Annotated in this window: 20 protein-coding genes, 2 tRNA genes and 1 pseudogene; 11 read left to right on the forward strand and 12 right to left on the reverse strand. The window is 63.4% G+C overall.

Annotated features, from left to right (window positions below; all coding sequences use genetic code 11):
* Positions 1-62 precede the first annotated feature (62 nt).
* On the forward strand, positions 63-1,241 hold the full coding sequence (locus tag IM737_RS01820; protein ID WP_236897861.1) for a citrate/2-methylcitrate synthase: 1,179 nt from the start codon (positions 63-65) through the stop codon (positions 1,239-1,241).
* Here the strand turns inward: IM737_RS01820 and IM737_RS01825 are convergent.
* Both IM737_RS01825 and rocF read right to left on the reverse strand, forming a co-directional pair.
* A complete protein-coding gene (locus tag IM737_RS01825) occupies positions 1,187-2,227 on the reverse strand; it encodes an ornithine cyclodeaminase (protein WP_236897863.1) in 1,041 nt (346 codons plus the stop codon). The genes IM737_RS01820 and IM737_RS01825 overlap by 55 nt on opposite strands.
* 11 nt (positions 2,228-2,238) lie before the next feature.
* Complete coding sequence (gene rocF, locus IM737_RS01830; protein WP_236897864.1) at positions 2,239-3,213, reverse strand: arginase; 975 nt, start codon at positions 3,211-3,213, stop codon at positions 2,239-2,241.
* Between the two features lie 114 nt (positions 3,214-3,327).
* Here rocF and IM737_RS01835 point away from each other — a divergent pair, with 114 nt between their 5' ends.
* From IM737_RS01835 to IM737_RS01865, 7 genes are all read left to right on the forward strand, one after another.
* Positions 3,328-3,759 carry an Lrp/AsnC family transcriptional regulator gene (locus IM737_RS01835; protein ID WP_236897865.1) on the forward strand — a complete coding sequence of 144 codons (432 nt, stop codon included), beginning with the start codon at positions 3,328-3,330 and terminating at the stop codon, positions 3,757-3,759.
* A 381-nt stretch (positions 3,760-4,140) separates the two neighbouring features.
* Complete coding sequence (gene lon, locus IM737_RS01840) at positions 4,141-6,579, forward strand: endopeptidase La (protein WP_236897866.1); 2,439 nt, start codon at positions 4,141-4,143, stop codon at positions 6,577-6,579.
* A 148-nt stretch (positions 6,580-6,727) separates the two neighbouring features.
* Entirely contained in the window at positions 6,728-7,429 is a 702-nt protein-coding gene (locus IM737_RS01845) for a C13 family peptidase (protein WP_236897867.1), read from the forward strand.
* 130 nt (positions 7,430-7,559) lie between these two features.
* On the forward strand, positions 7,560-8,759 hold the full coding sequence (gene tet, locus IM737_RS01850; protein WP_236897868.1) for a Tet(A)/Tet(B)/Tet(C) family tetracycline efflux MFS transporter: 1,200 nt from the start codon (positions 7,560-7,562) through the stop codon (positions 8,757-8,759).
* A 207-nt stretch (positions 8,760-8,966) separates the two neighbouring features.
* Positions 8,967-9,239, forward strand: a complete 273-nt coding sequence (locus tag IM737_RS01855; RefSeq protein WP_236897869.1) for an HU family DNA-binding protein — start codon at positions 8,967-8,969, stop codon at positions 9,237-9,239.
* Positions 9,240-9,368: 129 nt separating this feature from the next.
* A tRNA-Val gene (locus IM737_RS01860) sits at positions 9,369-9,444 on the forward strand.
* 242 nt (positions 9,445-9,686) lie between these two features.
* Positions 9,687-9,763, forward strand: a tRNA-Asp gene (locus IM737_RS01865).
* A 482-nt stretch (positions 9,764-10,245) separates the two neighbouring features.
* Here the strand turns inward: IM737_RS01865 and IM737_RS01870 are convergent.
* Genes IM737_RS01870 through IM737_RS01910 form a run of 9 tightly spaced genes read right to left on the reverse strand, consistent with a single transcriptional unit; the run spans position 10,246 to position 18,908 of the window.
* Complete coding sequence (locus IM737_RS01870) at positions 10,246-11,184, reverse strand: ABC transporter substrate-binding protein (RefSeq protein ID WP_236897870.1); 939 nt, start codon at positions 11,182-11,184, stop codon at positions 10,246-10,248.
* Positions 11,185-11,194: 10 nt separating this feature from the next.
* The gene (locus IM737_RS01875; protein ID WP_236897872.1) at positions 11,195-12,145 is read right to left on the reverse strand and encodes a sucrase ferredoxin; all 951 of its coding nucleotides are present in this window, start codon (positions 12,143-12,145) and stop codon (positions 11,195-11,197) included.
* A 3-nt stretch (positions 12,146-12,148) separates the two neighbouring features.
* Complete coding sequence (locus tag IM737_RS01880; protein ID WP_236897873.1) at positions 12,149-13,120, reverse strand: ABC transporter substrate-binding protein; 972 nt, start codon at positions 13,118-13,120, stop codon at positions 12,149-12,151.
* 40 nt (positions 13,121-13,160) lie between these two features.
* Positions 13,161-14,147: an ABC transporter substrate-binding protein gene (locus IM737_RS01885; protein ID WP_236897875.1), complete on the reverse strand. Its 987-nt coding sequence runs from the start codon at positions 14,145-14,147 to the stop codon at positions 13,161-13,163.
* A gap of 12 nt (positions 14,148-14,159) precedes the next feature.
* The gene (locus tag IM737_RS01890; protein WP_236897877.1) at positions 14,160-15,227 is read right to left on the reverse strand and encodes a FecCD family ABC transporter permease; all 1,068 of its coding nucleotides are present in this window, start codon (positions 15,225-15,227) and stop codon (positions 14,160-14,162) included.
* Entirely contained in the window at positions 15,227-16,249 is a 1,023-nt protein-coding gene (locus IM737_RS01895) for a FecCD family ABC transporter permease (RefSeq protein WP_236897879.1), read from the reverse strand. Before IM737_RS01895 ends, IM737_RS01890 begins: the two co-directional genes overlap by 1 nt.
* A complete protein-coding gene (locus tag IM737_RS01900; protein ID WP_236897881.1) occupies positions 16,246-17,052 on the reverse strand; it encodes an ABC transporter ATP-binding protein in 807 nt (268 codons plus the stop codon). The genes IM737_RS01895 and IM737_RS01900 overlap by 4 nt, the downstream gene beginning before the upstream one ends.
* Positions 17,053-17,068: 16 nt before the next feature.
* On the reverse strand, positions 17,069-17,977 hold the full coding sequence (locus tag IM737_RS01905; RefSeq protein WP_236897883.1) for an ABC transporter substrate-binding protein: 909 nt from the start codon (positions 17,975-17,977) through the stop codon (positions 17,069-17,071).
* A 22-nt stretch (positions 17,978-17,999) separates the two neighbouring features.
* Positions 18,000-18,908, reverse strand: a complete 909-nt coding sequence (locus IM737_RS01910; RefSeq protein WP_236897885.1) for an ABC transporter substrate-binding protein — start codon at positions 18,906-18,908, stop codon at positions 18,000-18,002.
* Between the two features lie 127 nt (positions 18,909-19,035).
* Between IM737_RS01910 and IM737_RS01915 the strand changes: the two genes are divergently transcribed.
* Genes IM737_RS01915 through IM737_RS01925 form a run of 3 tightly spaced genes read left to right on the forward strand, consistent with a single transcriptional unit; the run spans position 19,036 to position 21,891 of the window.
* Positions 19,036-20,058, forward strand: coding sequence for a FecCD family ABC transporter permease (locus IM737_RS01915; RefSeq protein WP_236897887.1), 1,023 nt, complete (start codon positions 19,036-19,038; stop codon positions 20,056-20,058).
* A complete protein-coding gene (locus IM737_RS01920) occupies positions 20,055-21,095 on the forward strand; it encodes a FecCD family ABC transporter permease (RefSeq protein WP_236897888.1) in 1,041 nt (346 codons plus the stop codon). Before IM737_RS01915 ends, IM737_RS01920 begins: the two co-directional genes overlap by 4 nt.
* A complete protein-coding gene (locus tag IM737_RS01925) occupies positions 21,088-21,891 on the forward strand; it encodes an ABC transporter ATP-binding protein (protein WP_236897889.1) in 804 nt (267 codons plus the stop codon). Before IM737_RS01920 ends, IM737_RS01925 begins: the two co-directional genes overlap by 8 nt.
* On the opposite strand, the pseudogene IM737_RS01930 reads toward IM737_RS01925, so the two are convergent.
* Positions 21,830-22,141: pseudogene (locus IM737_RS01930) on the reverse strand (ATP-binding cassette domain-containing protein); the annotation flags it as partial. The gene IM737_RS01925 and the pseudogene IM737_RS01930 sit on opposite strands and share 62 nt — an antisense overlap.
* Between the last annotated feature and the right edge of the window lie 62 nt (positions 22,142-22,203).

Here is a 22,203-nt window from a genome sequence, read left to right on the forward strand (position 1 = left end):
TCGCCTAGGGTATGGATCAATAGATTGACGTCAATCTTGACCAATTGGATCAATGTCTGACCATGGACTGGTTGACCGCCTCGGAGGCCCTGTCGCTGCTCGGCACCCAGCCGCAGACGCTCTACGCCAATGTCAGCCGCGGTCGCATCAAGGCGAAGCGCGACCCCTCAGACAGCCGCAAGAGTCTCTATCGTGGCGACGACGTCAGGCGTCTGGCGCAGCGGGCTGTCGGGCGTCGCCGGCAGGACGTGGTGGCTGCCCAGGCCATGCAATGGGGCGATCCGGTGCTGCGCACCAGCATTTCGACAGTCGCTGATGGCCGACTGCTCTATCGCGGCCGGGACGCCTGCGAGTTGGCAGACACTGCTACTCTGGAGGATGTCGCCGCGCTGCTCTGGCAGGCGCCCTGCGAGCTGCCGGCTAAGGCCGTCAGTCGCGATGGACACAGTCTGCTCGGCGCGTTTGTTGCGCTGGCGCGGCGCGCTGCCGAGACAACGCCTGTTACGCGCTCGTCCTCAGGCCTGACGCGCGACGCCAATCTGATTCTCGCCACGATTGCCTCTGCATTGGCAGGCGATGCCGTGTCGAACGAGCCGCTGCACCTGCGGCTCGCCAGACACTGGGCCCGGCCCGCCGCCGCCGACATCATTCGTCGGGCGCTGGTTCTCCTGGCCGACCACGAACTCAATGCCTCGACCTTTGCGGCGCGCGTCACGGTCTCGACCGGCGCGTCAGTGTGGTCGGGCACTCTGGCGGGCCTCGCGGCCCTCAACGGTCCGCGCCATGGCCTCGCTTCGCGCGCTGTGACGGCGCTTGCTGAGGATGTCGGACACTCGGCTGGATCGGCGGAGATCGCCTTGCTCGATTGGCTGGGCGAGGGCCGCCACGTGCCGGGAATGGGCCACCAGCTCTACCCCGAGGGGGACGTGCGCGCGATGGCGCTACTGGCCCGGTTCACGCCACCGCGCCACTTCATCGCCCTCCGGGCCGCAGCCGAAACCATCACCGGCGACACCGCGAACGTCGATTTCGCTCTCGCTGCGCTCGTGGCGGCCCATGACCTGCCCAGCGACGCGCCCCTGACGCTGTTCGCTCTGGCCCGCTGCGTCGGCTGGCTCGCCCACATGCTCGAACAGCTCGCCAGCGGCCAGATCATCCGGCCGCGGGCGCAGTATGTGGGGTTGGGTCAGGCCAGTTCCCGAACCTTGGCCGTGACCGGGGCGCCGATCAGCTCCCCATAGAGGTTCTTCGGATCAGCCACATCCGGCACCAGATCCACCAGCTTCCGTCGATTTGCCGTCAAATCATGCACCAGGCGCAGTGCCGAGAAATCCTCGATAGCAAAGCCCACTGAGTCGAAAACCGTAATGTCCTCGTTACTGGTCCGGCCATCCTTGACCCCAGCCAGCACTTCCCACAGCTCCGCCACCGGATAGTCCGCCGCCGCCTGCTGGATTTCGCCCTCAACGCGCGTCTGTGGTGTGAACTCAACGAAATACTTGCCGACCTCGAGGATATCCCGATCCAGCTCGGTCTTGCCGGGGCAATCGCCGCCGATTGCATTGATATGCGTCCCCGGGCTCAGCATCTCGGCGCTGACCACGGTAACCTTGCCCTTCACAGCGGTGCAGACCGTCACGATATCGGCGCCGGCAACCGCCGCTTCGACCGAAGCCGACCGCACCAGCTTCATCCCGAAGCCGGCGGCATTGGCCATGAACTTGTCGACCGCCAGACCATCGGGGTCGTAGACCCGGATTTCCTCAATCCCCATGATCGCCTGGAACGCCAGCGCCTGGAATTCCGACTGCGCCCCGGCGCCAACAAGCGCCATAACCTTGCTGTCCGGCCGCGCCAGCACCGATGCCGCAAAGGCCGAAGTCGCCGCCGTCCGCAGCGCCGTCAGCAGCGTCATCTCGCTGATCAGCTGCGGGTAGCCCGTCGCCACATCGGCCAGCACGCCGAAAGCCGTAACCGTCAGCTTACCGGTCTTGGGGTTGGCCGGGTGTCCGTTGACATATTTGAACGTGTAAAGCTGCCCATCCGAAGTGGGCATCAACTCGATCACGCCGTCGCGTGAGTGGCTGGCCACGCGAGCGGATTTCTCGAATGCGCTCCAGCGTGAAAAGTCGGACCGGATATAGTCGGCCAGTTGGGTAAGAAAGCCCTTTGTGCCGGTGGACCGGACTAGCCTCCTCATGTCTTCGACCCCGATGAATTGCGTCATTTCAGGCGCTCCTAGATGCTTGTTACGTCGGTGTTGATATCCATGCGCGCGGTCTGCCGCGGCATGATCTGGCGGCCGAACAGGCTCGCCGCCAGGTCGACCAGCAGTCGGGCGCTCATGCCCGCGTGGTCGAGGTAGGGATTGAGCTCGACGATATCGAGCGAGCCCATATGGCCGCAGTCATGGATCATCTCCATCACCAGATGCGCCTCGCGAAACGTCAGCCCACCCGCCACCGGCGTGCCGGCGCCCGGCGCGATCGAGGGATCGACCGCGTCCACATCTAGGCTCACATGCAGGTGCCCGCCCACGGCTTCCACCTTGGCCAACACCTCGCGCATCAGCGCGACGACGCCCATTTCGTCGATACGGCGCATGTCGATCACCTCGACGCCGCGCCGTTCCAGCAACTGCCGCTCGGGCCGGTCGATCGACCGTGCCCCGAAGATCGTCACATTGCGTGGATCGACCTTGCCGCGCCAAGCGCCCTCATATTCCGGCCCGAAGTCCGGCTCGCCGCACAGCAGAGCCAGCGGCATGCCATGGATATTGCCGGTCTCCGAGGTCGCCGGCGTATTGAAATCGCCATGCGCATCGACCCACAGCACAAACAGCGGCTTGCCAATCGCCGCACAGTGCCGTGCCACGCCCGAGATCGTGCCCATGCTGAGCGAGTGGTCACCACCGACAAACGCCGGCAGGCGACCCGCCTGCATCGACACCCAGGCCCGCTCGCTGCTCTGGCGGGCAATGGCCAGCACCTCAGCCTTGCGCTCATCCGACAGCCGCCACGGCGTGCCGCCCGCCGGACGTCGGTCCCAGGCGATGTCGCCATGGTCCGTCGCCGCGTAGCCCAGCGTCACCAGAGTCTCGATCAGTCCGGCAACCCGCATGGCATCCGGCCCCATGCCGCTACCGCGGCAGGACGCACCGGCATCGCTGGGGATGCCGAACAGATCGATGGCTTGGGCGGCGTCATGGCTCATTGAACGGTCCTCGTTGTTGAGAGGAGTGTGCCCAAAGCCTGCATGTACGAATAGCCGGAATAGTGCTACATATGCGCAGCCAATCGCACATTATGATAAGCGAGTTCGCGCAAAATGATCCTCGACGATCTCGACTACCGTCTCATCGCACTGCTGCGCACCAACGCCCGCACCCCGGTCAACAAGCTGGCGCTCGACCTTGGCGTGTCGCGCGCCACCGCCAAGGCCCGGATCGATCGCCTGGTCGCTAGCGGCGCCATAGCCGGCTTCACAGTCGTCATGGCCGCGGCGCCCAGCCAGGGCATCCGCGCCATCACCATGGTCGAAGTCGATGGCAAGCACGAAGCCAGCGTCATGAAGCGCCTGCTCGCCATGCCGGAGATCCGCCAGCTCCACAACACCAACGGCCGCTGGGACATGGTGGCGGAGCTGGAGGCGCCTGATGTGGAAGCCTTCGATGATCTGCTGCGCCAGATCAGGCAGATCGACGGGATAGCCTCAACCGATACGAGCATTTTGCTCAAGGCTAGGCGCTCGGTTGGTTGATCACGAATGTCGTCCCAACCTCGATCGTCACCCTCGGGCTTGACCCGAGGGCTCTATACTTTGCCGCGAGCGAGATGCCTCACGATATTCAAGTGCAGAGCCCTCGGGTCAAGCCCGAGGGTGACGGGCGGTGGGTGGGGCGACATAGTGGCACCCTCCCCACATCCACCCTGCATCCAAGCCACAGCCCTGTTCCTGCCCGCTCGCACATATCTCCTGTGCAGTCACAGATTAACCGTCATATTTCGGTAAAGGTTGACTTGCGGCGCTCATAGGCGAACCTATTTATTAACCGGAATCAGCCCAGCCTTTACCTTCTGGAGCTGTCTATACGGGCGCGCACCTCTCCCTTCCTCCCGCGCGCCCCGGAAAGGATACGAGATGACGGACGTCAATCCCACGGGCGGCGACGCTAGCCGGGACCGGGTGTACCCAGTTCTCCCGCTGCGCGATATCGTCGTTTTCCCCGGCATGATCGTGCCGCTGTTCGTCGGCCGTGAGAAATCGGTCAAGGCGCTCGAAGAGGTCATGCGCGACGACAAGCATATCCTGGTCGTGACCCAGAAGAATGCGCAGGATGATGATCCGGCGCCGGACCAGATCTATGCAACGGGCACCATCGCCACCGTGCTGCAGCTGCTCAAGCTTCCAGATGGTACCGTCAAGGTGCTGGTGGAAGGCCTGAGCCGGGCCACCATCGATCGCTATCTGCAGACCGTCGATTACTTCGAGGCCGAAGCCTCCGTGCTCCCAGAGCCGGTTGAAGACGCTACCGAGATCGAGGCCTTGTCGCGTTCGGCTACCACCGAGTTCGAGAGCTATGTGAAGCTCAACAAGAAAATATCGGCTGAGGTTGTCGCTGCCGTCGGGCAGATCGAGAACCATTCCAAGCTCGCCGACACCATTGCCAGCCATCTGGTCATCAAGATCAACGAGAAGGAAGATCTGCTCTCGACCGTTTCGGTTGCCGAGCGCTTCCAGAAGATTCTTGGCCTGATGGAAGGCGAAATCGGCGTCCTGCAGGTGGAAAAGCGCATCCGCTCCCGCGTCAAGCGGCAGATGGAGAAGACGCAGCGCGAGTACTACCTCAACGAGCAGATGAAGGCGATCCAGAAGGAATTGGGCGACGGCGAAGAGGGCTCCAACGAGATCGCCGAGATCGAGGAGCGCATCGCCAAGACCAAGCTGTCCAAGGAAGCCAAGACCAAGGCCGAGGCCGAGCTCAAGAAGCTCAAGTCCATGAGCCCGATGTCGGCCGAAGCCACGGTCGTGCGCAACTATCTCGACACGCTGCTCGGCCTGCCTTGGGGCAAGAAGAGTAAGGTCAAGCGTGACCTGGTCCTCGCCGAAAAGGTACTGGACGAGGATCACTATGGCCTCGAGAAGGTCAAGGAACGCATCCTCGAGTATCTGGCTGTGCAGGGCCGTACCGGCACCCTCAAGGGTCCGATCCTCTGCCTCGTCGGTCCTCCGGGCGTCGGCAAGACCTCGCTGGGCAAGTCGATCGCCAAGGCGACCGGCCGCGAATTCGTGCGCATGGCGCTCGGCGGCGTCCGTGACGAAGCCGAAATCCGTGGCCACCGCCGCACCTATATCGGCTCCATGCCCGGCAAGGTCATCCAGTCGCTCAAGAAGGTCGGCAAGTCCAACCCGCTCTTCCTGCTCGACGAAATCGACAAGATGGGCCAGGACTTCCGCGGCGATCCGTCCTCGGCACTGCTGGAAGTGCTCGATCCCGAGCAGAACCACACCTTTGCCGATCACTATCTCGAAGTGGATTATGACCTCTCCGACGTGATGTTCGTCACCACGTCCAACACGCTCAACATCCCCGGCCCGCTGATGGACCGCATGGAGATCATTCGCCTGTCCGGTTATACCGAGCAGGAGAAGCACGCGATCGCCAAGCAGCACCTGATCCCGGAGACGCTCAAGGAAAACGGCCTTGCCCATGGCGAGTTCGAGCTTTCCGACGCGATGCTGACCGCCTTGATCCAGCGCTACACCCGTGAAGCGGGCGTGCGTAACCTCAAGCGCGAAATCGGCAAGCTGATGCGCAAGGCCGTGACCGAGATCGTCAAGACCAAGGTCAAGACTGTCGTTATCGACGAAGAGAAGCTGACCAAGTATCTCGGCGCCGACATCTACAAGCATGGCGAGATCGAAGCCGAAGCACAGGTCGGCCTGGTGACGGGCCTGGCCTGGACCTCGGTTGGTGGCGAGCTGCTGACCATCGAAGGCGTGATGACGCCGGGCAAGGGTCGTATGACCGTGACCGGCAACATCAAGGAAGTGATGAAGGAATCGCTGACTGCCGCGACCGCCTATGTGCGCTCACGCTCCATCGACTTCGGCATCAAGCCGCCAATGTTCGATACGCGCGACATCCATGTCCATCTCCCCGAAGGCGCCACCCCAAAGGATGGTCCGTCGGCCGGTATCGGGCTGGCCACTGCTATCGTCTCGGTCATGACCGGCATCCCCGTCCGCAACGATGTGGCCATGACCGGCGAGATCACGCTGCGGGGCAGGGTGCTGCCGATCGGCGGCCTCAAGGAGAAGCTGCTCGCAGCCCTCCGCGGCGGCATCAAGACGGTGCTGATCCCCGAGGAGAATGTCCGCGATCTCGCCGAGATCCCTGACATCGTCAAGGAAGGCATGGAAATCGTGCCGGTCAGCCGCATGGACCAGGTTATCGAGCGTGCTCTGGTGCGCAAGCCCGAGCCGATCGAGTGGAACTTCGAGGAAGCCACTCCTGCCGTATCGACGACTGTCGAGACAGCTCCAGCCGACGATGCAACGGCCGGCCTGCCGCACTGAGCGAATGGGCTGTGAATGATGACGGCGGTCCCAAGGGGCCGCCGTTTTCGTTTGCCCACCTGGCCCGTGGTTTGAGCCGTATCGCGTCGCCCTTGTCAGCCCTTATCGCACTGGCGATAGTGCAGCACCGAGCTGAGAACCGTCCCAGATGCGCAAACTCTGTTTCGCCGCCCTGCTGCTGCTCTGCGCCAATGCTCCGGCACTGGCCATCGAGTGGCACGCCCTGTTCCTGGCCGGAGACGACTCAATAGAGAACTTCGACAATGGACGTCGTGACCTCAGCGCGTTGCTGGACGAGATCGGAGATATCGAGGCCATTCAGGTAACCTCGTCTCGTCGCGTGGCCCGGCGCGAGGATATCGTCTTTGCCGATGAAGACGGTGTCGAGCAGGCCTTCGGTGGCCTGCAGGCCAGTAAGGGGCAGGGCTGCCTCATCCACCTGACCTCGCATGGCAACGAAGACGGGCTTTACCTGGCGCACGCGGCCACGCTCGACCCCGATCATTTCGCCCGGCTCGTCGACCGCGCCTGCGGCAAGTACCCAACGGTGATTCTGGTCTCGGCCTGCTATTCTGGCGTGTTCATCACCGACCAGCTCGAAGGCCCCAATCGCATCATTCTGACGGCTGCTCGCGACGATCGGCCGTCCTTCGGCTGCTCCTCAGACACCCGCTACACCTACTGGGATGCGTGTCTCCTCGAAAACATTGAGGCGGGTGCGCTCTGGCGCGATGTTTACGACAGGGTCAGGTCCTGCGTCCGCCGTGAGGAACGCGAGATTGGCGCCGATGCCTCCGAGCCGCAGGCCTTCTTCGGCGCCAAAGCCGGTGATTGGGCGGTGGTATTCTGAGCAAGGCGCATTCGACGCCGTCTCCTGTCGAATTCTGTCAGCACGATCCGTCATAGGGGTGCCGGGCTTGTAACGCGCCCGTGAACACCCTACGTCCCGGTGCCGGCTGGCGGCGCAACAGGAGCACTCCTTGAACAAGGCCCTCGTCGTCATTCTCGCCGCCGTCACGCTCGATGCCATCGGCATCGGCTTGATCTTCCCGATTCTGCCGGCTTTGCTGCGCGACGTCGGCCACCTCAGCGAGGTCGCGACACTGCTCGGCATCATGTTGGCGCTCTATTCGGCCTGCCAGTTCCTGTTTTCGCCAATCCTGGGCGTGCTGAGCGATCGCTTTGGCCGCCGTCCGGTCCTGCTGGTGTCACTGGCCGGGGCGGCGATCGATTATCTGGTCATGGCGTTCGCACCTGAACTCTGGATGCTGGTGCTTGGACGCGCCATTTCGGGCATCACCAGCGCCAATATGGCGGTCGCGACGGCCTACATCACCGACATTTCGACTGAAGAAGAGCGCGCCAAGCGCTTCGGCCTGTTCCACGCCATGTTCGGCATTGGCTTCATCATCGGTCCGGTGCTGGGCGGTATCCTCGGCGATATCTGGGTGCGCGCGCCGTTCATCGCGGCTGCCCTGCTGAACGGTGTCAACTTCGCCCTGGCCCTATTCGTGCTGCCGGAGTCGCGCAAGAACACGGCGGGCGCGACGTTTACCTGGGACACGCTCAACCCGTTCAAGCCGCTCAAATGGGCGCTCACCTTCACCGCGCTGATTCCGCTGATGGCCATCTTCTTCATCATGAATTTCGTCGGCACCATGTACGGCACGATGTGGGCCCTGTTCAGCGAAGACGCGTTCCAGTGGAATGGCCTGATGATCGGCCTGTCGCTGGGAGCCTTCGGCGTCTTCCATGCCGGCGCCCAGGCCTTCCTCACCGGTCCCGCTGTGGCCCGGCTCGGCGAGCGGTGGGCCTTGATCGTCGGCATGGCCTGCGAGCTGACAGCTCTGGCCATCATGGGCATAGCGACCCAAGGCTGGATCCTGTTCGCCCTGGCGCCGCTGTTTGCCTTGGGCGGCATCGGCATGCCGGCCCTCCAATCCTACACCACTACGCAGGTCGGCCCTGACAAGCAGGGCCAATTGCAGGGTGTTCTGGCCAGCCTGGTTAGCCTGGCATCGATCTTCGGACCGCTGTTTTTCAGCTTCACCTACTTCGCTATCCGCGGCACGTGGCCGGGCCTCATTTGGGTCGTCGGGGCCGGAATCTATCTCCTGGCGCTGCCGCTGATGCTCGGTATCCGCCGCAGGCCCGCGAGCATTCCTACGGCTGGCGAATAAGCGCCGCGGGCGCAGGAAAGCCCGGAAAACCGGGAAAAATGCGGAAACCGGACTTGTCGGGACGATATTTCCGGTCCATTAACAGCTTTGCACAGCCCGGCCTCGTAAGAAGCCCGGAAATCCTTGCGTTTCACGCAGAATCGACCAAGGGTTGCCGCGGTTTAAGGCTTCGCCGCGAGGGCGGGCAATTCACTGTGAGGAAACGCTATGAACAAGAACGATCTGGTTGGCGTCGTTGCCGACAAAGCGACGATCACCAAGGCACAGGCCGCTGAAGCGGTTGACGCAGTGTTCGAGGCCATCACCGGCTCGCTGAAGTCCGGCGAAGAAGTCCGTCTCGTTGGCTTCGGCACTTTCGCCGTTTCGGCCCGCAAGGCCTCGACTGGCCGCAATCCGGCCACTGGCGCCGAAATTCAGATCCCGGCCTCCAACCAGGCCAAGTTCAAGCCCGGCAAGGGCCTGAAGGACGCGATCAACTAATACCGGTCCAAAAGACCGGCATGGTGATCGGCCCCGAGCGCTTTGCGCCGGGGCCATTTCATTTGCGGGTTGACGATGGCGGGCGGGGCCCTTAATCAGGGCCACCTTGCATCGGGCCATCGGCCCTGCGGGCGATTAGCTCAGTTGGTAGAGCGCTTCGTTTACACCGAAGATGTCGGCGGTTCGAGCCCGTCATCGCCCACCATTCTCCCATACCCACCAATTGGCCGCATATTTGCTCAACGTGCTGTGTCACATCGAGTGGTGTGCGATTCTCTTCCACCACATCAGCTTTTGGCTGCTAGCGGCTGAGTTCACCTAGCTTTTCCACAGTGACGGCCTGCCTTCTTCAAAATGTCGCAACAATCGCCGTTTGCTCGCTTGACTTGCCCATAGGCGCTCGGTAAACGGACCCCACGTTGCGCGGACGACCTGTTCGCCGTCGCTGCGGGAGTAGCTCAGTTGGTTAGAGCGCCGGCCTGTCACGCCGGAGGTCGCGGGTTCGAGCCCCGTCTCTCGCGCCACCCTTCCCAGGGTTTGCGCATATCGGTCCCAATGAGTTTCAACTTTTTCGCTGACCGAGCTTCAACGTCTTGAAGTCGTTTGTTCTCTTCCCAAAAGTTTGCGCCCCCTCTTGCGTGCTTCGTCGGCTGCGCTGACGGCGACTGCAGCTTTCGGTTCTGATTCGATGGTATTGATCTTCTTGGCGGCCGTAGACTCTAGGGACGCGCCGCTGGCATTGGCCTCGACCACTCCAGTGCGCGAATGTCCATCAATCTACAGGTTTCGCAAGGCCCAATAGCTCAAGGTGCAGCTCACCAAAGTCGCTGACGGGCATATCCTTGGAATAGGCCACAGGCACGCGTGGGCAACCGTCCTTCTTGCCGGAACGAATCCCTACCAAGTCTCCGTGCGGCCCGCCGCGCCAACTTTGCGGATGGCCTTGTAAGGATCACCGGGCGCCGTTGCAGCAAGCGGTCTGGGCAGTAACTCCGTTCTTGAACAATCAGTTGGCCGGGGTCGCAGTGAGCGCGATCATCGAATAGGCCAGCATACCCAGGGCGCCATAGGAGGTGACAAAAGTCTCGTCACGCGGGATGGCGATGACGCGACCATTCTGGCAGGCGGTAAGGAAGCTGCAGAAGCCGGGGACCGCCGCTTCGAGCTGGTCATAGGCATCCTGTGCAGTCTCGCCCTGCTCGGCCCGGTAGGTCACAAGCACGAGGTCGGCATCCATCTGCGGCAGCATTTCCGGGCTGAAATCGGCATACTGGCCATAGGGCACGTCCTTGACAGCGTCGGGCATGTCAAAGCCGGCTTCGTCCAGCACGCGGCCCAACGCGGCGAAGTGCCGGTACGACCGCACCTGACCCTCGACGGCGGCGATGACATTGACCGAGATGGCCGGCGTATCGACGACCGCCTTGAGCTGGGCCAGTTGCTGCTCATAGCGCACCTTGAGCAGGGCCAGGTTGTGCTCGGTCCCGGTGATCTCGGCCAAACGGTCATAGAGGGCGAATTTGTCCGAGAGGTTGAAGTCCAGCAGGATGGTTGGCGCGATGCTGGCGAAAAGCTCCGGGTCTTGGTTGGTGGAGAGCACGATCAGGTCCGGTTCGACAGCTGCGACAGCCTCCGGATCGATCTCGGTGCCGGTGCCGACAAAGGTGATATCGGCCGTATCGAAATCGACGCCGGTCATCATCTTGGACGAGCGCATGAAGGGCTGAGTACCCTCACCATTGGAGCGGCCATGACTGCCCACCGGAACCACTCCGAGCTCGATTAGCGGCACGGAAAAGAAGAGGTCCTGCAGGGATACGATGCGCTGTGGATCGGCGGGAATTTCCACGACGCGACCCGCATCGTCGGTGACTGTGCGGGTGTCTTGGGCGAAGGCGGGGACGACGAGGGCAAGGATGGCGGCAGCGGCAAGGAAGTCACGCATAGGCATTTACTCAGGATAGTTGTTGCGGGGCGTTGGTCACCGGCTGTGCGCCAGCTGGGGGATGGGCATGCACATCATCCATGCACCAGCGCAGCACATCGTCCCCGCCGTCTTGGGCGACGGTAGAACAATTGCCCTGCACCCGGAATGACTGGGCGTGCATGTTGATGGAAAGGCGCGTCGCGCCGATTGCGGCGCCCAGGGTGATCTCCATGCCCTCGGCCGGGTCATCGAGGGGCCCCACCGCATCAAGGATGACGTCGGCAGGCGCATAGCCATGGTTCTCGGCCCAGCGCATGGCGGCCAGTTCGGCCACCTGCAACGGTTCGGGCTGATTGGTGCGGCCCTTGTAGGCGGGGAGATAGAGAGAACCCTGTTCGAGGGCAACAAGAAATGCCGGGACTTGCTCGGCGGTCATGCGGCCATAGCGCTGCCGGGCGGGCATTACGACGAGCGAAGCGGCGAAGCGGCAGCCCCCTATATGGGTGGCCTGAACAATGTTGACGCGCGTGGGATCGGCCTGGGCGGTCAGGGCCTTGTAGGTTGAAAAACCGTAGCGCGCGCAACAGGCGTCGCGGCGGCTGTCGGTACAGCAGAGGATGGTTGGGCGTGCGTCCTCAGTCCCGGTGAACACCGTGCCGGCAACGTAGGCTCGGATGGCGCAGATCAGGTCTGCCTCATCGGGGAAGTCGGCGAACACGTTCTCCGGCAAGGCATGCAGGGTTGGGAGGTTCCCTGCAGCTTCGACCTTGTCCACCAGCGCCACATGCAGGCCCTTCTGCGCGGCATCGTGCAACGCCTCGGTCAAGGCGGGGCTCATATCCACCGATTCCCATCTCGGGGTACGCCACTTGCCGCGTGGCCAGGCCAGCATGAGGATGCGCTGCGGCGCATCCCCAAGGCCTTCCAGCGGTTCGCCGCGCTCCCGGCACAGATCGGTGCAGAAGACGTGCTTGCCCATGACCTATTCTGCGAACGGTGTGAAGGACCGGCCAGCGACATGGGTCTCCACCAGGTCAAGGGCGAGTTCGAGCCCGGTCATGGTCGAACCGAAGGTTGGGCCGGGCAGCAACACGACCTGGCCGTTCTGGCAGGCCGTCAATGCCTGGCACCAGCCGGGCGCAAAGGTCTCATAGGCGGCAAAGACCGCTTCGGGGGTGGCGTCCGGCTGCTGGCGGTAGAAGCCGAAGATGAAGTCGGCATCGAGGTCCTGGATCAGCTCGGCACTCCAGGAGGCCTGGTTCTCACTGAGGGCTGCAACGGCCGCAGGCTGGGCAAAGCCGAGGTCGGACAGCAGCTGGGAAATGGCGCCAAGCCCGGTGCGATAGACCCAGAGTTCCTCGCCGGCCGGGAACATGAAGGTCATGGTCGCAGAGATGGCAGAGGTGTCACCGATGTAGGCCTTGGTGCGCGCGACATTGTCGAGATAGCGCGCATAGCGCGTCTCGAAATCGCCGGTCTTGCCGCTGACATCGGCCAGTGCCTTGAGGGTTTCGATGAGCCCCAGCGCGCCATTGTCGATGACCAGCGTCGGGGCGATCGTCTGCAACTGTTCGATCACTGCAGCATCGGTATAGGTGCCACCGATGATCAGGTCTGGCTGCAGCGCCGCGATCGCCTCGACATCCAGTTCATTGAAGCCGCCGACATATTCGATATCGGTATTCGCATAGTCGATGCCCAGCGTGTCCATGCCACCGCGCATGAAAAAGTTGCCGTCAGCATCTATGCGGCCCGCAGACCCGACAACTGGGGCGCCCAGTTCATAGAGCGGCAGGGCGACGATCTGGTCGTTGAGCGCCACGATGCGCTGCGGCGCGACCGGGATATCGAAGGTGCCATTGGCTGCGGTGAAGGAGCGGGTTTCCTGTGCGAAGGCGGGAGATGCGATAGCGGCCACTAGCGCGAGGGCGACGACGAGGTGCTTGAATTTCATCATGATTTCCGCGGATTTGGAGGCTTTAGAATGGTGGAGGCTATTGCCGGGCGTCCGGCACCACGGTTGTGGAATCTCCATCGGAAGCGGCTTCCAGCATGGGAACGAGCGTTTCCAGCACGACGGGAATGGAGAGCAGGGACACGCGGGCCATGGCGGCGACCGGCAGGTTTCCGAGGAAGACTTCGCCGCCGGATTTGCTGGCCTTGAAGAAACCGCGACCGGGTTCCGCCAGAACTTCGGCGACCAGATCGTCGGTGACGTAGTAGACGATGACATCCGCATCGATCACTTCAAGCTGCTCGGGAGACAGCTCGAGCCAGAACTCGCTCGGGTCGGCCAGGTCGGCCATGGCGGGGGTCTGTGAAAAACCCATTTCGTAGAGGAACTTGGCGCGAACGTCGTAACTGGAATAGGCCCAGGGTGCGCCATCGGTGATGCCACCCAGAACGGCCGTCTTGTCCGCCCAGTCCGGGTGGGCGGCAGCGATATCGGCCAGTTGGGTGCCGATAGCCTCGATCCTGCGCTCGGCCTCGGCCTCTTCGCCGACCGCGCGGCCAACCATGCGGGCGCGATCCTCCCAGGACAGGCCGTAGTCGCTAGAACCTTCCGGCACGGCCACCACCGGTGCAATGAGGCTCAATTTGTCATAGGCGGCCTGGTCGATGCCGGAATAGAGCGCAATAATGACATCGGGCTCGGTGGCGGCAATCGCCTCGAAGTCGAGATCATCACTGAGCAGCAGCGGTTCGGTCGTTAGCAGCGGGGCGGCCCAAGGTCCCGCAGTGTGCTCGAACCCGTCCATCGGCCGCCACTGGCGCACTGTCACCGGCGACACGCCGACGGCGAGCAGGTTGTCGATGCCGGCATAGTCGATGCTGGCGACGCGTTCTGGTTTGGCCGGAATGACCGTGGTGCCGAACTTGTGCTCGATGGTGAGCGGGAATTCCTGCGCCAATGCGGGCAGGGCCAGCAAGAGCGTGATGGCACTGGCGGCAAGCCAGGCGCGGATGGCCGTTTGGGACATGGGACACTCCAATCAATGAGAACCGGTGGCGCGGCTGCGCACCAGTAGAAGGACGAAGACGGGGACGCCGATCAGCGATGTGAGGATGCCGGCAGGGATCTGGATGGGGGCAAAGGCGGCACGGCCGACGAGGTCGGCCAGGCCAACCAGCAGCGCACCGAGCAGGGCGGTCAGCACAAGATGCAGGCCCATCCCGGCAGGCGCGAGCCGCTTGGCGGCATGTGGCGCGATCAGGCCGACAAAGCCGAGCGGACCCACAACCGAGGTGGCTATGGCGGCAAAGCCCACGGCAATGGCCAATTGCAGGTTGCGGACCAGTGCGACCGGCGCGCCCAGCCCAGTGGCCGCCGCCTCGCCGAAGCGCATGGCGCTCATGGCGCGGCTGAGCAGCATCAGTGACGCAAACAACACGGCGCTCCAGCTGCCCAACGTCCAGACATCGCCCCAGCTTGCCGCATTGACCGAGCCGGCCAGCCAGGCGAGAGCCGCCATGGCGCGATCGATTTCGCCATAGGTCAGAAGGATTGATGTCAGCGAGGAGATGAAGGCCGATAGCCCGATACCCATCAGGATAAAGCGGATGGTGCTGCCGCCCTGGCGTGTGTAGGAAAGCGCACGGATGGCGATAGCCACCAGGATTGATCCAACGAACGCGATCCAGGGCCGCAGGCCTGAGTTCAGCTCCGGGAACAGGACGGTGAGGGTGACGACTGCCAGCGCGGCGCCCTGGCTGATTCCGACCAGGGATGGATCGGCAAGGCTGTTGCGCGTGGCATTCTGCAACACACCGCCGGACAGTGCCATCATTGCCCCGACCAGGGCAGCACAGATGGTCCGCGGAAAGCGGAACTCCCAAACGACATTGTCGATCGCCTGGCTGATGGTGACACCGCGCAAGGTCTGCCAGATTTCGTCGAGGGCCACCCCATAACTGCCGGTCGACAGGCTTACGCAGGATACCGCAATTGGGCCAACGAGCAGCGACAGGGCAACGACGATGCCGCGTACCGGCAGACGAAGAGCAATGCGCTCTCGTGGGCTGCGCAGCACCACCTGGCGCGGGACACCGTTGGCGGACATCAGCGGGTCCTCCGGCGCACCAGGTGGACGAAGAGCGGCGCGCCGACGAGCGCGGTTATGATGCCGGTGGATAGTTCACGCGGCGGAATTGCCACCCGGGCCACGATGTCGACCGACACCAGATATGCGGCGCCAACCAAGGCCGAATACGGCACGATCCAACGATAGTCCGAGCCGACATAGAGACGGACGACATGAGGAATGACGAGACCGATGAAGCCGAGCGGGCCGGCCAACGCCACCGCGCCGGCCGTGAGGACCACGACAACAGCGAGCAACTGCGCCTTCAGCATGCCGGTCTGGACACCGAGCCCCCGGGCGACTTCGTCGCCCATCGCCAGAACGGTGACACGAGGCGCCAGCACTATGCCCGCCACCAGAGCGACCAGCATGGGCGGACCGACATACCACAGCAAGGCAAGGTCGCGGCCTGCCAGTGTGCCGGTCAGCCAGACGCGCAGGTTTTCGAACGTGTCCTGGTTAAGCAGATGAATGAGCGAGATAATGGTGCCAAGGAACGCGCTGACCGCAGCACCGGCCAGGGTCATGCTGAGCGGGGTGGCACCACCCGGCACCATGCGGGAAATGAAGAAGACGGTCACCGCAGCAGCGAGAGCGCCCGCCATGGCAACCCACGGCGTGGCCGCCATGGCGGAAAAACCGAAAACCGAATGGGCGACAACCACCGCAAAGGCGGCGCCGGCAGTCAGACCGAGCAGGCCCGGATCGGCCAGCGGATTGCGCGTCACTCCCTGCATCAGTGCACCTGCCAGTGACAGGCTGGCACCCACGACCACGGCCAAAACAGCGCGCGGCAGGCGCAGGTTCAGAACGATAACGTGGTTGAAGATTTCGGGGTTGAACCGTGTCAGTGCCTCTATGACCGTGCCGATCGGCAACGGCTTGGCCCCCACCGCGATGTGCAGGAGGAAGACCCCGACCAGGAAGGCGAGCAGTGCCGGGACACCGCTCCAGGCGCGAATGCGGTGCTGAGCCGCCACGGGCGCGGCGCTCGTGCTCACTGCACGACCTCGGCGACCCGACGGCGGGCGCCGAAGGGCACGCAGACCAGGCGCCCGCTGCTGGGATCACGCAGCACATTTGCGTCAAGATCGAAGATCTGTTTCAGGCGATCAGCCGTGAAGATATCATCCGGCCGGCCCGAGGCGACGATCTCGCCCTCCTTCATCATCACCAGATGATCCGCATAGGCAGCGGCGAGACTCAGCTCGTGCAGAACAATGACCAGGGTGCGCCCGCGCTCATGGGCAAGGCCTGTGAGCAAATCCATGAGATCGACCTGCACCTTGAGGTCCAGGAAAGTGGTGGGTTCGTCGAGCAGGATGAGGTCGGTTTCCTGCGCCAGGACCATCGCGACCCAGCAGCGCTGCCGCTGCCCGCCGGACAGCGTGTCAACGGCACGGTCGGCAAAATCGGTGATGCCGGCCGTGGCCATCGCTCCATTGACCGCGTCCTCGTCCTTCTGCGTCCACTGCCGCAGTAGCGATTGATGCGGAAAGCGTCCCTGCGTCACCAGTTCGCGGACCGTCAGCCCCTCTGGCGCAATGGGGCCCTGTGGCAGCAGCCCAAGGCTTGCGGCAACGGCTCGCGTGTTCAGCGTGTGGATGTCCTTGCCATCGAGCAGCACGTTGCCGCGTGACGGCTTGAGAATGCGGGCCATGGTCTTGAGCAGGGTCGACTTACCGCAGCCATTTGGTCCGATCAGGATGGTGACCTGGCCGTCGACAATGGCCAGATCGATCTCGTCGAGGACGGTGACATTGGCGTAGCCGGCAGCGAGACCGATAGTTTCGAGCCGGCTCATGCCATCGTATCCCCGCCTATCGGGTGGATGGGAGGCCGTATATGGCCTCGATGTCGTCGAGCAGCAGGTTGCCCGCGATAATGCCGCCGGCCGTATTCCAGACGGCATCGGACACTTCGCGGACTTTGCCGGCCCTAACTACGGCGAGGTTTTGCCAGAGCGGGTCGGCCAGCCAATCGGCTTCCTGTGTGTCGCCCTCGCCATTGCCCGTTTCGTAGGTGAAGTAGATCAGGCGATCGCCCTCGAATTCGGGAATACGTTCCTTGGTGATCTCCTCGGCGAATTCGTCCTTGTCCTGCGTAGCGGGACGATGGAAACCGAGTTGGGCCAGGATCAGACCGGAAAAACTGTCCTTGAACATGATGCGGGTCTGGGCCGCCATGAAGCGGGCGATGGAGATCTTCTCGTCCAGCGACGGGCCCAGCGCTGCGCTCAACGCTCCGACGCGCGCGTCGAAGGCGTCAAGTGCTGCCTGGCCTTCTGCTCCCTTGGCGATGGCGTCGGTATAGAGCGCCATGTTGATCTTCCAGTCGCCGCGCAGGCGCTCGGAAATCACGGTCGGGGCAATGGCCGAAAGCTGCTCGTAGATGGCCTCGTGGCGTTGCTTGTTGCCCAAAATCAAGTCGGGCTCGAGGGAGACCAGTACCTCCAGATTGACCGCCGACTCCACACCCAGAACAGTCACCTCGGCCATGTCGGCGGCAATGTGATCGTACCAGGGGTCGCCCAGCCAGGACTTGACGGCGCCAACCGGCGTGACGCCGATCGCCAGCAGGGCCTCGGTGCCTTCATTGGTCAACACCACGATGCGCTGCGGATTGTCAGGCACGTCCGTAACACCCATAGCATGGGTGATTTCACGGGCCATGGCGGTGCCCGAGAGCAGCATGGCGAGGGTGGAGGCGGCGACGATCGTTCGGATCATGGGCGTTGTCCCTTGTTGGTGATTAGCGGGTGGAAGCGAGACCATAGGCGGCCTCGATATCGTCGAGCAGCGTGTTGGCGGCGAACACACCGCCAGCCGCGACCCAGATGGCATCATCGACGCGAAGAGCATTACCGGCCTTGACGGCATCAAGGTTCTGCCAGAGCGGGTCATCAAGCCAGTCGGCCAGATTGGCCTCGGCCTCGGTGTCATTGGGATCTGGCGAGAAGTAGAAGATTCGATCGGCGGCCAGCTCGGGAATGCGTTCCTTGGTCAGATCCTCGGCAAACTCGTCCTTGTCCTGTGCAGCAGGACGGGAGAGTCCGACGGCGCTGATGACGACGCCGGGGAAGGAGTCCTTGAAATACATGCGCGTGCGTGCCGGCGAGATGCGGACCAGCGAGATGGTGTCGCCTGCCTTGTCGCCCAGGGCGTCGTGAATGGCAGCGGCGCGGGCGTCGAAAGCCGCGATGGCGGCCTGGCCTTCATCGGTCTTTCCGACGGCGTCGGCATAGACCGTGAGATTCTCCTGCCAGACCGCGCCAAGGGTTTCGGTGAGGACAGTCGGGGCAATTGCCGAGAGCTGCTCGTAAATCTTCTCCTGGCGCACCTTACTGCCCAGGATCAGGTCCGGTTCCAGGGTGGCGATCAGTTCAAGGTTCGGCTCACCCTCGGTGCCGAGCAGGGTTACCCCACCCATCTGCGGCATCAGGTAGTCATACCAGGGATTGCCCTTCCAGCTTTCCACGGCGCCCACCGGTGTGACCCCGACAGCCAGCAGCGCCTCGGTGCCTTCATTGGTCAGCACCACGATGCGCTGCGGATTGTCAGGCACATCGGCAACACCCATGGCATGGGTCACGTCGCGGGCCACGGCGGTGCCCGAGAGCAGCATGGCGAGGCTGGAGGCGGCGATGATCGTGCGGATCACGGGCGTTTCCTTAGAGTTGGAGTGAGGCCGTCAGGAGGCCGAACAAAACTTGACAATCCGGCTCTTAAATCGGATGGCTTCTCACCAGAATTTAACCTGACTGTCAATATCAGCAATTGGTGCCATCTTGACCGCGATAGCTGCAACCTATGATCGCGGAGCGCGGCGACGCATCGGCCGGGGCTCGGTCTATGCCGCCCTTGTCGTTGGGCTTGGAGCGGCGATGCTGATCAGCCTCACCCTGGGCTACAAGCTCTATTCGCTGGCCGAAGTCTGGAAAGCGCTCTTTGCCCATGATGGTTCTGAAACCGCCACGGTGATTGCCGGCCTCAGGCTGCCGCGTGCATTGATCGCGCCGCTGTCTGGGGCCGCCTTGGGCATGGCGGGCGTGATGGTGCAGACCCTGGCGCGCAACCGTATTGCGTCTCCCGATACGCTGGGCCTCAACGCCGGGGCCTCGCTGGCTGTCGTACTGGCGACGGTGGTGTTTGGGGTGCAGTCGCTGGTCGGCCTGTCGCTGGCCGCGGCCACAGGTGCCCTGTTGACCAGCGTCGTGGTGTTCGGTTTAGCGGCGGGGGCGGGCGGGCTGTCGCCGCTCAAGATCGTGCTGGTGGGCGTAACCTTTGCCAGCCTGGCCCATGCGGTGGTGGAGATCGTCCTCACAAGCAATGAAGCGCAGCTGCAGCAATTGCTGTTCTGGCTCTCTGGCGCCTTTGTCGACCGGCCGATCAGCCTGTTTTTCAACGGCCTGCCGGTGGTAGTGGCCGGGGCGGCGCTGGCCTTCGTGTTGACGACGGCGCTCGACGCCATGCAGGCCGATGACTCGACCGCTGCCAGCCTCGGGGTGCCCCTCGTGGCGGTGCGGGGGCTGGCCTTTCTCTCCGTATCGCTGCTGACCGGGGCGGCAGTGTCAATGGCCGGACCCGTAGCCTTCGTCGGCCTCGTCGTGCCCCATATCGCGCGCCGCCTCGTGGGTTTGCGTCATGGGCACCAATTAGCGGCGGCGGCGCTGAGCGGGGCGATCTATGCGACCCTCGCCGACGTTGCAGCGCGCTTCGTCATCTATCCGGTGGAGGCACCAGTGGGCGCAATCACCGCAGTCGTCGGGGCTGCGGCCCTGCTGGCCCTGTTGATGCGGAGGTTGGCATGACTGACGTCGCCCTTCCTCCGCGCCCGGCAGTCGTCCGCACAACTGCAACCGTGCTGGCCGTCGCGGGCATCTTCGCGCTGCTGGTCCTCGCCGGTGTCGGCTTCGGCTCGACCTGGATCCCGCTGGAAACCGTGGCCAGCGTGCTGCTGGGAGGCGGAGAAAGGACCGACAAGCTCGTGGTGCTGCAGTTGCGCCTGCCGCGCGTGGCAGCAGCCGCCCTGGCCGCCGGCGCAATTGCCTATGCAGGCTATCTCTTGCAGCGCATCACCCGCAACGAGCTGGCTTCGCCCGGCGTGCTCGGTGTGGTCGACGGCGCAGCGCTGGGTGTCGTGCTGTTCATGGCAATCTTTGTCGGCGAATCCAATTCGCTGACCGTGTCGGTGGCCTGGCAGCCGCTCGCTGCCGCGATTGGGGCCATTGCCGCCATTTGCCTGGTCTTCCTGCTTTCGGGCCGACAGGCCTCCTCGGCCATTCGCCTCCTGCTGTTCGGCATTGCCGTGGCGGCCGTATGCAAGGCGCTGACCACGATCTTCATGCTGATCGGGCCGATCTACCAGGCTTCGCAGGCGGCGCGCTGGCTCGCCGGGGCGGTCAACACCATCAACTGGACCGAAATCCAGCTCATGTTGGCCGTGCTCGTGCCGGTGGGGATCGTCGCGGCCATCGCGGCGCGGCAGCTGCCACCCGCCGATCTCGATGATACCTCCTCGCGGAGTATCGGTCTCAACCTGCCGGTCTATCGTATCTTCATCTTCTTCCTCGCCGCATTGCTGACCGCAGGCGCAGTGGCCTTTGTCGGCGGAGTGAGCTTCATCGGCCTCTTGGCGCCGCATCTGGCGCGTTTGTTGGTCGGGCGGGCGCGAGCTGCCGGGATCATCGTCTCGATCCTATTGGGCGCCATCATCCTGGTCGGCGCCGACCTGCTCGTCCGCGTGGCGTTTGCACCGCTCGAAGTGCCGGCGGGGACGGTGACCGCCGTGATCGGCGCCCCCTATTTTCTCTTCCTCCTCATGCGCAAGGACAAGACCAATGGATGAGCAGCTTGCCAGCCGCATCGAGGTCAAAGCTCTGACCCTTGCCTATGGCAGCGATGTGGTGCTGGACGCGCTGAGCCTCCCCATTCCCAAGGGACAGATTACAGTGCTGGCCGGGCCCAATGGTTGCGGGAAGTCGACCTTGCTGCGCGCCATCAGGCGGCTGCATGCGCCGCAATCGGGACAGGTGCTGCTCGACGCCGAGGACATCTCAAAATTCAACGGCAAGGCGCTGGGTCGCAGGATCGGCCTCCTCGCGCAAAGCCCCAGTGCGCCGCCGGACATGACGGTGGAAGAACTGGTGCGCTTGGGACGCTATCCCCATCAGGCCATGCTGCAACCCTGGAGTGCGGGCGACGATGCGGCGGTCGCTGCAGCCATGGCGGGAACCGGCGTTGATACGATGCGGCAGCGGCGCATCGGCTCACTCTCGGGTGGGCAGTTGCAGCGCGCCTGGATCGCCATGGTGCTGGCGCAGGAGACCGACACGATCTGCCTCGATGAGCCGGTCAATCACCTCGATATGGCCCATCAGCTTGATTGCCTCGACCTGGTGACCCGGCTCAACAGGGAGCAGGGGCGCACAATTGTCCTAGTGCTGCACGATCTCAACCTTGCCGCGCGCTATGCAGACCAACTGGTCTTCGTCGCCAACGGCAAGGTGCGCGAGCGCGGCGCTCCGGAAGCGATGATGCGCTCAGACCTCATTGCCGAAGTCTTCAGTGTCGATGCCGAGATTATCCTTGACCCGGTGCACCAGCGACCCATCTGCATTCCCCATCGAAGGCACAGGTCATAGGCGGTGGCGCGGATTCTACAATTCGACCGGCATCCATGAACACCACATGGTCCGTGACGCGCCGGACAAAGCCCATGTCATGAGTGACGATCATGGTCTTTCCGACCTCGGCCAGTGGTATCATTGTCTCCAGCACCTCCTTGACCGTCAAGTGCCGAAGTCGGATGGTCGAACAGCATACCTTCGGATCCATGCAAATGGCGCGCACAATGGCCACGCGCTGCCGTTGCCCGTCGGACGACTGGCCGGGTCATTTTTGCGCCGGTGGTGCGGGGTCGGACAACGCCTCTCGTGCCACCCGTTCCACATTGC

The sequence above is a fragment of the Devosia sp. SL43 genome, assembly GCF_021729885.1.
Taxonomy (GTDB): domain Bacteria; phylum Pseudomonadota; class Alphaproteobacteria; order Rhizobiales; family Devosiaceae; genus Devosia.